This is a genomic window from Burkholderia sp. 28_3 (genome assembly GCF_003253915.1).
In the GTDB taxonomy this organism is placed as follows: domain Bacteria; phylum Pseudomonadota; class Gammaproteobacteria; order Burkholderiales; family Burkholderiaceae; genus Burkholderia; species Burkholderia cenocepacia.
In genome coordinates this window covers 18,665-31,962 of record NZ_QKZF01000021.1, presented here as the reverse complement: position 1 = coordinate 31,962, position 13,298 = coordinate 18,665, and the positions used below count along the sequence as shown (strand labels likewise).

Below are 13,298 nucleotides of genomic sequence, written 5' to 3'. Positions count from 1 at the left end.
CAGGCACGCCGGCTGTCACGGATTGGTGTTAAATACATTTCGGCGCGCCCTGGCTCGGCGCGCAAACGGGGCGCACCGGGCATCGGCGTAAACCCGGGGCGGGACAGGGCACGAAAAGGCACGAAATATCGATAACGAATCGGGCGCATCAGACCCGGTCGGACAGACGGCAGGATTCATCTTGAATACCGAACCGCAAAGTTCTCGCTACAGCATCGGGCTCGCCGCGGAAGTGCTCGCATCCGAGCAGAGCGTACTGAGACTCATCACGCGCAACACGCCGCTGCCGGAACTGTTGGTCGAAGTTTGCCGGCGCGCCGAGACTTTGCTCGGCGACGGCGCGTCGTGCACGATCCTGCTGCTCGATACGGACGGCGTGCACGTGCGCGTCGGCGCGGCGCCGTCGCTGCCCGCGCAGTACAGCGCGGCGATCGACGGCGCGACGATCGGGCCCGCGGCCGGCTCGTGCGGCACCGCGATGTACGAGCGCCGGATGGTCGCCGTCGAGGACATCGAAACCGATCCGCTGTGGGCCGACTACCGCGCCATCGCGTTGCCGCTGGGCCTGCGCGCGTGCTGGTCGGTGCCGTTCCTCGACGATGCCGGCATCGTGCTCGGCGCATTCGCCGTCTATCACCACTGGCCGTGCCGGCCGAGCGACGAGGAAACCGCGCTGTTGCGCGATATCGGCAACAGCGTCGGACTCGCGGTGCACCAGGACCGGATCGCGCGACAGCTCGCGCACAGCGAGGAGCATCACCGGCTCGTCGTCAACAGCCTGAGCGAGGGCATCCTCGTCATATCGCGCGAGGGCGTCGTGATCGCGAGCAATCCGAGCGCGAACCGGATGATGCGCGTGAAGGGCGAACTCGTCGGCCGCCGGCTGTCGACGGTGATCCTGCGCAAGCTGCGCGAGGACGGCACGCCGATCGAGCCGCGCGACTGGCCGAGCCGGCGTGCGCTCGAGACGGCCACGCCGATGCTCGACTACACGGTCGGCTTCGGTCTCGCGGACGGCGACATCATCTGGGTGCGCGGCAACGCGGTGCCGATCGTGCGGCCGGGCGAGACGCGGGCCGACTCGGTGCTCGTGTCGTTCAACGACATCGGCCCCGTGCGCGAAGCACAGCAGCAGCTGCGCTACATGGCGACCCGCGATGCGCTGACGGGCCTGTACAACCGCCGCTGGCTCGGCGATCGCATGCGCGAGCTGTTCGGCGTGCACGATGCGGCGACCGGGCCCGCGCGCGTCGCGATCCTGTTCATCGATCTGGTCGGCTTCAAGAAGGTCAACGACACGGCCGGCCACGACGCGGGCGATGCGCTGCTGCGCAGCGTCGCGGCGCGGCTCTCGGCCTGCGCGGGCCGCTACGCGCTCACGCGGGTCGGCGGCGACGAGTTCGTGATCCTCGTCGACGACTGCGACGATCCCGAGCGTCTCGCGGTGCTCGCCCGCGAGGTCATCGACGCGATCGCGAAGCCGTTCGCGATCGCGAACAACGAATACTGGCTCGGCGTATCGATCGGCATCAGCGTCGCGCCGCGCGACGGCGACGATGCCGTGACGCTGATGCGCAACGCCGATTCGGCGATGTACGACGCGAAGCAGCGCGGCCGCAACCACTTCACGTTCTTCACCGCGCAGCTCAACCTGCGGCTGCAGCGCCGCTTCGCGATCGAGCAGTCGCTGCGGCGCGCACTTGCGTCGGACATGCTGCGGCTCGCGTATCAGCCCGTCGTCGATGCGCGCAGCGGCCGCACGGTCGGCGCCGAGGCGCTGCTGCGCTGGACGAGCCCCGAGCTCGGGCCGATGTCGCCGGCCGAGTTCATTCCGGTCGCGGAAGACACGGGGCTGATCGTCGCGATCGGCCAGTGGGTGCTCGAAACCGCGTGCCGGCAGGCGGCCGAGTGGCGCCGCACGATCGCGCCGGACCTGATGCTGGCCGTCAACCTGTCGCCGCGGCAGTTTCACGAAGGGCTCGTCGAATCGGTCGGCCGCTGTCTCGCGCAAACGCGGCTCGACCCGTCCGCGCTCGAACTGGAAATCACCGAAGGCGTGCTGATGAACGACACGGACACCGTGCTGCCGATGCTCGAAGCGCTCACGGACATGAACGTGCGGATTTCGGTCGACGATTTCGGCACCGGCTATTCGTCGCTCGCGTACCTGAAGCGCTTTCCGCTGCACAACCTGAAGGTCGACCGCTCGTTCGTGTCGGGCGTGCCCGATCATCACGACTCGGTCGCGATCACGCAGGCGGTCGTCGCGATGGCGCATTCGCTCGGGATGAAGGTCACGGCCGAAGGCGTCGAGACGCAGGCGCAGTCGTGGTTCCTGCAGCAGATCGGCTGCGACATGCAGCAGGGCTATCTGTTCAGCCGCCCGCTGGAGGCGAGCGACTACGCGCGCCGGCTCGGCGCGGCCTGAGCGCGGCGCGCGCGCCGGTCGTACCCGTTGGTGTGCGTCAGTGCGCGTCAGTGCGCGTCGAACCCGCCGCTGCCCGGCGGCGTCGACGACCGATCGATCTCGACCCGGTTCTTGCCTTCGTGCTTCGCGCGATAGAGCGCGCGGTCGGCGGCCTCGATCAGCAGGGTCGTCGGCAGGCCGGGCGCGGGCACGATGCTCGCGCCGCCGATGCTGATCGTCACGGTGTGGTTGCCGGTCGACGAATGCGCGTGCCGCAGCCGCAGCGCCTCGACCGCGAGCCGGATCTTCTCGCCGAGCAGCCGCGCGGCGCCCGGCGACGTGGCCGGCATCACGACCGCGAATTCCTCGCCGCCGAAGCGCGCCGCGAGATCGCCCGACTGCCCGAGGCAGCGCTCGATCGTCGACGCGATCTGCTTGAGCACGTTGTCGCCCGACACGTGCCCGTACGTGTCGTTGTACAGCTTGAAGTTGTCGACGTCGATCATCAGCAGCGACAGCTCGCTGCGCTCGCGCGTGCCGCGCCGCCACTCGGCGGCCAGGTATTCGTCGAGATAGCGCCGGTTCGACAGTCCGGTCAGGCCGTCGGAATGCGTGAGGCGCCGCAGTTCGAGATTGGCCTCGAGCAGTTGCTGCTGCGACTGCCGCAGCGCGCGATAGGCTTCGTCGCGCTGCAACAGGTTAAGGTACGAGCGCGAGTGGTAGCGGATGCGCGCGACGAGCTCGATGCGATCGGGCAGCTTGACCAGGTAGTCGTTCGCGCCGGACGCGAACGCGGCGCTCTTGATCACCGGTTCCTCCTGCGTCGACAGCACGATGATCGGCACGTCGCGCGTCGCCGGATTCGCGCGGTACGCCTTGACGAGGCTCAGCCCGTCGGTGCCCGGCATCACGAGGTCCTGCAAGATCACGGTCGGGCGCGTCTCGATCGCGGTGGCCATCGCGTCGTCCGAGCGCGGGCAGTAGTGGAAGTCGATGCCTTCCTCGTCGACGAGCGCGCGCCGCACGGCTTCCGCGACGATCGTCTGGTCGTCGACCAGCAGCACCATCGCCGGCACGTCGGCGGGCGACGCGGTCGGGCCGCCGGGCGGGCGAGTCAGGTCAATCGTCATGGTCGATGCGGGTTGTTGCGGTCGTTGCAAGGGCGGGCATGGGTGTTGCGGACGGTCATCGTCGGGCTCAGATCCGTGCGAGCGCCGCCAGTTCGCCCGCGATGCGCCCGAGCGGCAGGATCGCACGCGCCGCGCCGAGCGTCGCGGCCGCCTTCGGCATCCCGTATACCGCGCTGGTCGCCTCGTCCTGCGCGATCGTATGGTAGCCCTTCATCCGCAGCGCCTTCAGGCCGATCGCGCCGTCGCGGCCCATCCCCGTCAGCAGCACGCCGATCACGCGGCCGGGCCAGTGCTCGGTCAGGCTGTTGAAGAACACGTCGACCGACGGACGATACGGCGTGGCGGCCGGCTCCCGCGTGTATTCGAGCGTGCCGGCGCGCGTGATGCGCAGGTGATCGTCGGTCGCGGCGAGCAGCGCGACACCCGGCTGCGGGCGGTCGCCTTCGCGGGCGACGCGCACGGCGAGCCGGGTCTGGCCGTCGAGCCATTGCGCCATGCCTTCGGCGAACGCGCGATCGACGTGCTGCACGATCACGATCGGCGCATTGAAATCGGCCGGCAGGCTGCCGAGGATCGACGCGAGCGCGCCGGGGCCGCCGGCCGATGCGCCGATCGCGACCAGCGGGCCGCCGCCGTTGCGCGCGGCCGTGCCGGCGATGCGCGGGCCGCCCGGCGCGTCGAGCAGGCGGCCGATCTGGTCGATCTTCGCGAGCAGCAGTTTCGTCGTGTCGCCGGCCGCGCCGTCGCCGAGCCGCGGCGTGTCGACCGCGTCGAGCGCGCCGGCGCCCATCGCCTCGAACACGCGCCACGCGTTCGCGCCGATGCAGCTCGTCACGATCAGGATCGCGCATGGTCGTTCGGAGCGCATGATCCGCCGCGTCGCTTCGATCCCGTCGAATTTCGGCATGATCAGGTCCATCAGCACGATGTCGGGCGGCTGCGCGGCGCACAGTTCGACGGCCTGCGCGCCGTCGGTCGCGACCCACAGCACGCGGTGCTCGGGCCGTCGCGCGATCGCGCGGCGCATCGCCTCGACGGCAAGCGGGAGGTCGTTGACGATGCCGATGTTCACAAGCGGAATTCTCCGGTCGGTTCGTAGTGTTGGAGGTGGGCCGGGTTCATGGAAGGGCGTAGCCTGTTCGGCGCTGCCGGGCGGCATCGGCGGCCGGACGGCGCGGCATTCTTTTCGGTTGGCGACGCCCGAATGCTGTCATGCGGCGCGAGCGGCGGCAATCGAAAAATGTGCGCATGATGCCGTTTCAGTGCGTTTCCTCTATGGCCGTGCGGCATTGCCCGCAAGCGGGCCGGTCGATCCTGCCCGGACCGGCCGTGAAAGTCCGCATGTTACCGTGTCGGCATCGACAAAAAAGAAAGGAGGGAGCCGGATGACCGCGCCCCATACCGTACTCGTCAGCCGCGACCCGCATGCGCCGATCGTGATCGAGCAGGACGGCCGTTTGCTGTACCGGATCTACATCGAGAGCGGACACGCGTCGTTCTACCGCGATTTTCCGGTCGAACCCGATGCGGTGCGCGTGCTGCGCGACGATGCCGAGCGCTACTACTTCCTGTTCGCGGCGCTTCACCATCCGTACCAGTTGAGCGCGACAAACCTCTCCGACGCGGAACGCGCGCGTTATTTCGGCACGATCCTGTTTGCCGGCCGCGACGAGGTCGAAGCCTTCATGACGGAGCGCGATCGCGCCAGCCACGGCGCGGTGGCGAATCTGCTGCAAATCTTCACGCAGGCCGACTACCGGCAACTGCGCGAGGGCCGGTGGTTCGGCATGGGCGCGGGCACGCCGGCCGCGTAGCGGTCGCGACCGGGTCGCCGGCGGCACGCTGGACGCGCCGCCGCGTCGTCAATGGCTGCGCGCGTAGCCCTGGATCAGCGCGCGCATCATCCCTTCGACCGTCGCGTCGAGCAGGTCGTCTTCCTGCTCGGCTTCCTCGACGAGCGCGGCATAGGCGGTCGCGAGCGTCACGCGGTCGACTTCCTGGCGTTGCTCCATCAGCGTCACCATCCCGTCCTTCGCCAGATGGGCGGAGAACGCGCGGCTGCCGATGGTCTGGAATACGTCAATCATGGCGGCTCTCCCGTACGTTGCCGATGCTTTTCAGTGTAGTCGGCGTCCCGGGCCCGCGCCACGCGCGCCGGCCGGCCCGCCCGATTCGTCCGATGAAATGTGGCCGACACACGGCGCGGGCACGGTGTCCGTCGGCTTCAACGTTTACCCGAACCGGCAAATTGTCGACTTTTTATCGATAAAGTCTCGTGTTAGATTTCGCCGTCCGAGCCCGATGCAAACCGGGCCGGCCGCGCGTGGCCGACGTGCCGCACGTCCAGACACAAGGAGGGGAAATGCTGGTGCTGATTGGGGTGCCGATCGTCGTGATCGGCTTCGCGCTGCGCTTCAATGCGCTGCTGGTGGTCACGATCGCGGGGCTCGCGACGGGGCTGGCGGGCGGGCTGAATCTCGTCGACATCGTCAGCGCGTTCGGCAAGGCGTTCACCGAGAACCGCTACATGGGGCTGATCTGGCTCACGCTGCCGGTGATCGCGCTGCTCGAGCGCAACGGGCTCAAGGAGCAGGCGAAGCGGATGATCTCGCGGGTGCAGGCGGCCACCACGGGCCGCGTGCTGATGCTGTACTTCGTGCTGCGCCAGGCGACGGCCGCGCTCGGCCTCACGTCGCTCGGCGGCCACGCGCAGATGGTGCGGCCGCTGATCGCGCCGATGGCCGAGGCCGCCGCGGTCAGCCGGCACGGCGAGCTGCCCGAGTCGGTGCGCCAGCAGATCCGCGCGCATGCGTCGGGCGCCGACAACGTCGCCGTGTTCTTCGGCGAGGACATCTTCATCGCGATCCAGTCGATCCTGCTGATCAAGGGCTTTCTCGAACAGAACGGCCTCTCCATCGAGCCGCTGCACCTGTCGGTGTGGGCGATCCCGACCGCGATCGCCGCGCTGCTGATCCACTGCACGCGCCTCGCGCTGCTCGACCGCCGGCTCGCGCGCGGCTTCGGCCTGGTGAAGCAGGAGGGCGCGCGATGATCGGCCTCGAATCGCTGTACACGCTCGCGGGGCTGATGTTCGCCGCGTTCGCGTATTTCAACCTGACGGATCGCACGAACCCGCGGCGCGTCGTCAATTTCGCGTTCTGGGCGATCTACGCGGTCACGTTCCTGTTCGGCGCGCTGCTGCCGCATGTCGTGACGGGCTGCCTCGCGATCGCGCTCGCGGTGATCGCCGGCTCCGGCAAGCTCGGCCGCGGCCAGTCCGACGAGGCCGGCGAAGCGGCGGCCGTGCGGCGCGAGACGCTCGCGCAGCGCTTCGGCAACCGGCTGTTCCTGCCCGCGCTGCTGATTCCGGTCGTCACGCTGATCGGCACGTTCGCGTTGAAGAGCGTGCCGTTGGTCGAGTCGAAGAGCGTGACGCTGATCTCGCTCGTGCTCGGCACGATCGTCGCGTTCGTCGTCGCGCTCGCGATGCTGCGCGATTCGCCCGTGCATGCGCTGAAGGAAGCACGCCACACGATGGACGCGGTCGGCTGGGCCGCGATCCTGCCGCAGATGCTCGCGGCGCTCGGCGCATTGTTCGCGGTGGCGGGTGTCGGCGGCGTGGTGTCGGGGCTCGTGAAGGAGTGGGTGCCGATCGATTCGCCGTTCGCGGTGGTCGCGGCCTATACGGTCGGCATGGCGCTCTTCACGATGATCATGGGCAACGGCTTCGCCGCGTTTCCGGTGATGACGGCCGGCATCGGCCTGCCGCTGATCGTCCACCAGTTCCACGGCAATCCGGCGATCATGGGCGCGATCGGGATGCTGAGCGGCTTCTGCGGTACGCTGATGACGCCGATGGCCGCGAACTTCAACATCGTGCCCGCGGCGCTGCTCGAACTGAAGGACAAGAACGGCGTGATCAAGGCGCAGTGGCCGACGGCCGTGCTGCTGCTGGCCGTGAACACGCTGCTGATGTACGCGTTCGTATTCCGCTTCTGATTCGATGGACGAGAGATGCTCATGACCGACCGACTCACCCCCGAACTCGCTTCGAAATTCGCGTCGCTCGCGCTCGCGCACCTGACCCGCGAATATCCGAACAAGCTCACGCATGCGCTCGAAGGGCCGCACGACGTGCAGGGCCCGCGCGCATTGCACCCGATCTTCTACGGCAGCTACGACTGGCATTCGTGCGTGCACGGCTACTGGCTCGTGCTGCGCGTGCTCGAACGCTACCCGGCATTGCCGGAGGCCGAGCGCATCGTCGCGATCGTCGACGCGCATTTCACCGACGCGAACGTCGCCGGCGAGCGCGCGTATCTCGCGCTGCCGCACAACAGCGGCTTCGAGCGGCCGTACGGCTGGGCGTGGCTGCTCGCGCTATCCGCGCAGCTCGAGCGGCTCGCGCTGAAGGGCGTGTTGCCGCAGGCCGCGCGCTGGGCGAAGACGATGGCGCCGCTGGCCGATCTGTTCGTGTCGCGCTTCGAGACTTTTCTGCCGAAGGCGACCTATCCGCTGCGCGTCGGCACGCACTTCAACACCGCGTTCGCGCTGGCGCTCGCGCTCGATTTCGCGCGCGATACGCAGCGCGACGGGCTCGCCGCGCTGATCGTCGATACCGCGAAGCGCTGGCACCTGAACGACGTCGCGTGCCAGGCGTGGGAGCCGTCCGGCGACGAATTCCTGTCGCCCGCGCTGATGGAGGCCGAGCTGATGCGGCGCGTGCTGCCGGCCGCCGAGTTCGACGGCTGGTTCGCGCGCTTTTTGCCGGACCTCGCGCGCGGCGAGCCGGCGACGCTGTTCGAGCCGGCGACCGTCAGCGATCGCAGCGACGGCAAGATCGCACACCTCGACGGGCTGAACCTGAGCCGTGCATGGTGCCAGCGTTCGCTGGCCGGCGCGCTGCCGGAAGGCGATGCGCGGCGCGCGAAGCTGCTCGACGCGGCCGACCGGCATCTCGCGAGCGCGCTCGCGCACGTGGCCGGCGATTACATGGGCGAGCACTGGCTCGCGACGTTCGCGTTGCTCGCGCTGGACGCGTAGCGCGCGAAACCCCGCCGGCCGCAAGGTCTTCGGCCTGCGGCTATACTCGCCGCTCGGGCCGCTTCGCGCCGCATGCGCGGCGCGAAGCGCGCCATCCGCCAGTTCGCCGCCTCGCCATGGACAAGCTCATCTCCTATGTCGCCGCGATCCACGGGCTCGCCGGCCCGGTGCAGATCGTGTCGCACGCCACGTCGCACGACCGCTGGACCGACGACGACGTCGAGGTCACGCGCGACGAAACCGAATACCGTTTCGACAACGGCGCGATCGTGCGCCGCTCGGTCGAGCAGGACCGCGCGCCGTCCGACCTGCTGTGCGCCGAATGCTGGATCGACTACGACGTGCTGCGCCATCCCGATGCGCAGCCGATCAATCCGTCGCGGCTGACGTTCGACAACGCATGCCGCGAAACCTTCTGGCTGCGCTACCACCTCGCATGAGCGCGCGACCGCGCGCAGGCACGAGCGCGCGCGGCCGCATCAACCCGGCGACGCGCCTTCAGTCGCATGCAGCAGCGGCGCGAGCCGCGTGGCCGCGTCGCGCATCTTCGGCACGTTCTCCAGCAGATCGTTGAGCGTCGCGCGCGCGGTCGGTGCATGCACGGCGAGCGCCGCGAGCACGCGACCGCTCGCCGCATCCTTCACCGGCACCGCGACGGCCACCATTCCGCGTACGAATTCCTCGTTGTCGATGCCGACGCCGCGCGCAGCCAGCCGGTCGAGCTCGGCCGCGAGCAATTGCGCATCGGTCAGCGTCCGGTAGGTCATCTTCTGCAACGTGAGCCGCGCGAGCAGCGCGTTGCGCTCCAGCGCATTCATCTGCGACAGGAACAGCTTGCCGCTCGCCGTGCAATGCAGCGGCACGCGCATGCCGGGCCGCATCTCGAGCCGCAGCGGTTCGGTGGTCTCGACGCGTTCGACGTACAGCACCGTGTCGCCGTCGAGCGCGGTGAGGTTGCAGGTCTCGCCGAGCACGTCGACGAGCGTGCGCAGCACCGACCGGCAACCGCGCGTAAACGTGTTGTTCGACAGCGCCGCGAGCGCGAACTGCGCGGCGCGCGGGCCGAGCGCGATGCCGCGGTCGTGGCCGCGCGAGTCGGGCATGTGGATCACGTAGCCGCGCGTTTCGAGCGATTCGATCAGGCGCAGCAGCGTCGCCTTCGGGATGTGCAGCCGTGCGGCGAGCTGCGACAGCGTGTACGGCTGTCCGGCCGCGGCCAGCGCTTCGAGCACGGCGAGCGCGCGCAGCACGCGCGCATCGTCGGCGGGCGCGCCGTCGGGCGGCGCGGGGGCGGTGTCGCGCATGTGTCTCCTCCGTCGGGATCGGCGTGCGTCCCGGGATGGTGTGTGCGAGAGAAATGAAACGAATTGAACGGTTTTTGTACCACATTCGCGGCGTGGACAATAAATCGGCTTGTACGTGGTCCGTGTGCTCAATAAATTTGGACAAAACATACCGGATTTTTCGCATACCCCGGAACGGAGACACGGAATGACACGCAGCTTCGACTATGTCGTGGTCGGCGCAGGATCGGCCGGTTGCGTCCTCGCCAACCGGCTGTCCGACGGCGGCCGCCATACGGTGTGCCTGCTGGAGGCGGGCCCCGCCGACAACTACATGTGGATCCACGTGCCGATCGGTTATGGCAAGACGATGTTCCACCCGGTGTACAACTGGGGCTTTCATACCGATCCCGATCCGAACATGCACAACCGCCGCCTGTACTGGCCGCGCGGCCGCACGCTCGGCGGCTGCAGCTCGATCAACGGGCTGATCTACGTGCGCGGGCAGCAGCAGGACTACGACCACTGGGCCGCGCTCGGCAATCGCGGCTGGAGCTGGCGCGACTGTCTGCCGTATTTCCGGCGGCTCGAACACAACACGCTCGGCGAAGGCCCGACGCGCGGCACCGGCGGCCCGCTGTGGGCGTCGGCGATCCGGCAGCGGCACGAACTCGTCGATGCGTTCGTCGCCGCGTCGAACCGGCTCGGCGTGCGCACGGTCGACGACTTCAACACGGGCGACCAGGAGGGAGTCGGCTACTACCAGCTGACGACGCGCAACGGCCTGCGCTGCTCGACCGCGGTCGCGTACCTGAAGCCCGCGCGCGGACGGCCGAACCTGCACGTCGAGACCGACGCGCAGGCACTGAAGGTGCTGTTCGACGGCGCGCAGGCGTCCGGCGTGCGCTACGTGCAGCACGGCAAGGTGCACGAGGTGCGCGCGCTGCGCGAGGTGATCCTCGCGGCCGGCGCGCTGCAGTCGCCGCAATTGCTGCAGGTGTCGGGCGTCGGGCCCGCCGCACTGCTGGACCGGCACGGGATTGCGGTCGTGGCCGATCGGAAGGGCGTCGGCGAGAACCTGCAGGATCATCTGCAGGTACGGCTGATCTACGAGGTGACGAAGCCGATCACGACCAACGACGAGCTGCATTCGTGGGTCGGCCGCGCGAAGATGGGGCTGCAATGGGCGCTGTTCCGAGGCGGCCCGCTCGCGATCGGGATCAACCAGGGCGGGATGTTCTGCCGCGCGTTGCCGGACGAATCGGCGACGCCCGACATCCAGTTCCATTTCTCGACGCTGTCGGCCGACTCGGCGGGCGGCAGCGTGCATCCGTTTCCCGGCTGCACGTACTCGATCTGCCAGTTGCGGCCCGAATCGCGCGGGACCGTACGGATTCGGACCGACGATGCGCGCGACGCGCCGTCGATCCAGCCGAACTATCTCGACACCGAGCGCGACCGCCGCACGACGGTGGCCGGCGTGCGCTTCGCGCGCCGTGTCGCGGCCGCCGAGCCGATGGCGCCGCTGATGAAGCGTGAGGTGCGGCCCGGCGCGGACGCGCAGACGGACGACGAGCTGCTCGAGTTCTGCCGCGAGTACGGACAGACGATCTTCCATCCGTCCGGCACCGCGAAAATGGGCGTCGCGAGCGATCCGCTCGCGGTCGTCGACGAGCGGCTGCGCGTGTATGGGACGCGCGGCTTGCGCGTGGTCGACTGCTCGATCATGCCGACGCTCGTATCGGGCAATACCAACGTGCCGATCGTGATGGTCGCCGAGAAGGCGTCCGACATGATCCTCGAGGACGCGCGCGAGGCCGATCGCGGCCGCAGCGTCGCGCCGGCCGCCGAGGCGCTCGCGTAGCGCGCAGCGCCCGCGCGGCCCGTGCTCCTGCGCCCGGACGGCCGCCGCGCGCTCATCGATGCCCCCGCCGGCACGGCGTCGGGGCAGGTTGCGGCGCATCCTTACCTGGAGAAGCTCGCATGGCAATCGATTCCCGGGTCGTCCGACGCGTGGCCGCGGCCAGCGTGATCGGCGCGACCGTCGAGTGGTACGACTTTTTCCTGTACGGCGTGGTCGCCGGCATCGTGTTCGACAAGCAGTACTTTCCGTCCGGCGACGCGTTCGTGTCGACCATGCTCGCGTATGCGACGTTCGCGGTCGGCTTCGTCACGCGGCCGCTCGGCGGCTTGCTGTTCGGTCATCTCGGCGACCGCGTCGGGCGCAAGTCGGCGCTGATCCTGACGATGCTGATCATGGGCGTGTCGACGGCCGGCGTCGCGTTCCTGCCGACCTACGCGCAGATCGGCATGTGGGCGCCCGTGCTGCTGCTGACGCTGCGCGTGCTGCAGGGGATCGGCCTCGGCGGCGAGTGGGGCGGCGCGGTGCTGATGGCATACGAATACGCGCCGCCGCACCGGCGCGGACTGTATGCGAGCCTGCCGCAGATCGGTCTCGCGATCGGGCTGTGTCTCGCGGCCGGCGTCGTCGCCGGGCTGTCGCGCGCGCTGCCGGACGCCGCGTTCCTCGCATGGGGCTGGCGCGTCGCGTTCGCGGCGTCGCTGCTGCTCGTCGCGGTCGGCTTCTACATCCGCACGCGCGTGGCCGACACGCCCGAGTTCGTCGCGCTCAAGCGTCAGCGGCGCGACACGAAGCTGCCGGTGGTCGAGCTGCTCGGCAACTACCGGCAGGCGATCCTGCTCGGGATGGGCGCGCGCTATATCGACGGCGTGTTCTTCAACGTGTTCGCGGTGTTCTCGATCGGCTACATGACGCGCAACCTGTCGATCTCGCGCGGCGACGCGCTGCTCGGCGTGATGAGCGCGGCCGTCGTGATGTGCGGGTTCATCCCCGTGTTCGGCAGCCTGTCGGACCGGCTCGGCCGTGCGCGCGTGTACCGGTGGGGCGCGACGCTGTGCGGGCTGTCGGTGCTGCCCGCGTTCTGGCTGCTGCAGACGCAGTCGACGAACCTGCTCGCCGTGTGGCTCGCGCTGGTGATTCCGTTCGGGATCTTCTATGCGATGGCGTACGGGCCGGAGGCCGCGCTGTTCGCGGAGCTGTTCGACGCGAACGTGCGTTACACGGGCATTTCGTTCGTCTACCAGGTGTCGGGCATCTTCGCGAGCGGCCTCACGCCGATCGTCGCGACCGCGCTGCTGCGGGCGAACGGCGGCGCGCCGTGGCTCGTCGGGGTTTACGTGATGTTGTCTGCACTCCTGTCGATCGTGTCAGCGCGGGCGATCGAGAAACGCGGCGGCGTGGCCGGCGTCGCGGTACGCGCGACGTGACGCCCGCGCCGGGCGGGCGGCGGTGTGCGGGGTCGTATCGGCGCCGGGGCGCCGGCGGCCTCGCGTTCGCGCTGGCCGCGCGCCACCGGTCGCTCCGCGTTGCCGGCCGCCCGGCGGCCGGCGCGCTGGCCTGACTGCCGGCCCAGG

Annotated in this window: 12 protein-coding genes; 8 read left to right on the top strand and 4 right to left on the bottom strand. The window is 69.3% G+C overall.

The features are described from left to right. Positions 1 to 181 precede the first annotated feature (181 nt). On the top strand, positions 182 to 2,428 hold the full coding sequence (locus tag DFS13_RS31145; RefSeq protein WP_006495192.1) for a bifunctional diguanylate cyclase/phosphodiesterase: 2,247 nt from the start codon (positions 182 to 184) through the stop codon (positions 2,426 to 2,428). 47 nt (positions 2,429 to 2,475) lie between these two features. Here DFS13_RS31145 and DFS13_RS31140 read toward each other — a convergent pair whose 3' ends face one another. Both DFS13_RS31140 and DFS13_RS31135 read right to left on the bottom strand, forming a co-directional pair. Next, the gene (locus DFS13_RS31140) at positions 2,476 to 3,537 is read right to left on the bottom strand and encodes a diguanylate cyclase (protein ID WP_060263546.1); all 1,062 of its coding nucleotides are present in this window, start codon (positions 3,535 to 3,537) and stop codon (positions 2,476 to 2,478) included. 67 nt (positions 3,538 to 3,604) lie between these two features. Continuing rightward, entirely contained in the window at positions 3,605 to 4,609 is a 1,005-nt protein-coding gene (locus tag DFS13_RS31135) for a chemotaxis response regulator protein-glutamate methylesterase (protein ID WP_006495190.1), read from the bottom strand. Positions 4,610 to 4,922: 313 nt separating this feature from the next. Between DFS13_RS31135 and DFS13_RS31130 the strand changes: the two genes are divergently transcribed. After that, entirely contained in the window at positions 4,923 to 5,351 is a 429-nt protein-coding gene (locus tag DFS13_RS31130; RefSeq protein ID WP_006493317.1) for a hypothetical protein, read from the top strand. Between the two features lie 48 nt (positions 5,352 to 5,399). On the opposite strand, the gene DFS13_RS31125 is transcribed toward DFS13_RS31130, so the two are convergent. Next, the gene (locus tag DFS13_RS31125; RefSeq protein WP_006491315.1) at positions 5,400 to 5,624 is read right to left on the bottom strand and encodes a hypothetical protein; all 225 of its coding nucleotides are present in this window, start codon (positions 5,622 to 5,624) and stop codon (positions 5,400 to 5,402) included. 275 nt (positions 5,625 to 5,899) lie between these two features. Here DFS13_RS31125 and DFS13_RS31120 point away from each other — a divergent pair, with 275 nt between their 5' ends. The 4 genes from DFS13_RS31120 to DFS13_RS31105 all read left to right on the top strand — a co-directional run bounded on the left by DFS13_RS31120 (position 5,900) and on the right by DFS13_RS31105 (position 9,020). Further along, positions 5,900 to 6,589 (top strand): DUF969 domain-containing protein, encoded by a 690-nt coding sequence (locus DFS13_RS31120; RefSeq protein ID WP_006491314.1) that lies wholly within the window; start codon positions 5,900 to 5,902, stop codon positions 6,587 to 6,589. After that, the gene (locus tag DFS13_RS31115; RefSeq protein ID WP_060212453.1) at positions 6,586 to 7,536 is read left to right on the top strand and encodes a DUF979 domain-containing protein; all 951 of its coding nucleotides are present in this window, start codon (positions 6,586 to 6,588) and stop codon (positions 7,534 to 7,536) included. Before DFS13_RS31120 ends, DFS13_RS31115 begins: the two co-directional genes overlap by 4 nt. Before the next feature lie 21 nt (positions 7,537 to 7,557). Beyond that, a complete protein-coding gene (locus DFS13_RS31110) occupies positions 7,558 to 8,580 on the top strand; it encodes a DUF2891 domain-containing protein (protein WP_006491312.1) in 1,023 nt (340 codons plus the stop codon). A 116-nt stretch (positions 8,581 to 8,696) separates the two neighbouring features. Beyond that, a complete protein-coding gene (locus DFS13_RS31105) occupies positions 8,697 to 9,020 on the top strand; it encodes a hypothetical protein (protein ID WP_006495187.1) in 324 nt (107 codons plus the stop codon). 39 nt (positions 9,021 to 9,059) lie between these two features. On the opposite strand, the gene DFS13_RS31100 is transcribed toward DFS13_RS31105, so the two are convergent. Continuing rightward, positions 9,060 to 9,884, bottom strand: coding sequence for an IclR family transcriptional regulator (locus tag DFS13_RS31100; protein WP_111442538.1), 825 nt, complete (start codon positions 9,882 to 9,884; stop codon positions 9,060 to 9,062). 187 nt (positions 9,885 to 10,071) lie between these two features. Between DFS13_RS31100 and DFS13_RS31095 the strand changes: the two genes are divergently transcribed. Together DFS13_RS31095 and DFS13_RS31090 are read left to right on the top strand one after the other, a co-directional pair. Further along, on the top strand, positions 10,072 to 11,727 hold the full coding sequence (locus DFS13_RS31095; RefSeq protein WP_006491311.1) for a GMC family oxidoreductase: 1,656 nt from the start codon (positions 10,072 to 10,074) through the stop codon (positions 11,725 to 11,727). A 119-nt stretch (positions 11,728 to 11,846) separates the two neighbouring features. After that, complete coding sequence (locus tag DFS13_RS31090; RefSeq protein WP_006483640.1) at positions 11,847 to 13,151, top strand: MFS transporter; 1,305 nt, start codon at positions 11,847 to 11,849, stop codon at positions 13,149 to 13,151. The last annotated feature ends 147 nt before the right edge of the window (positions 13,152 to 13,298 follow it).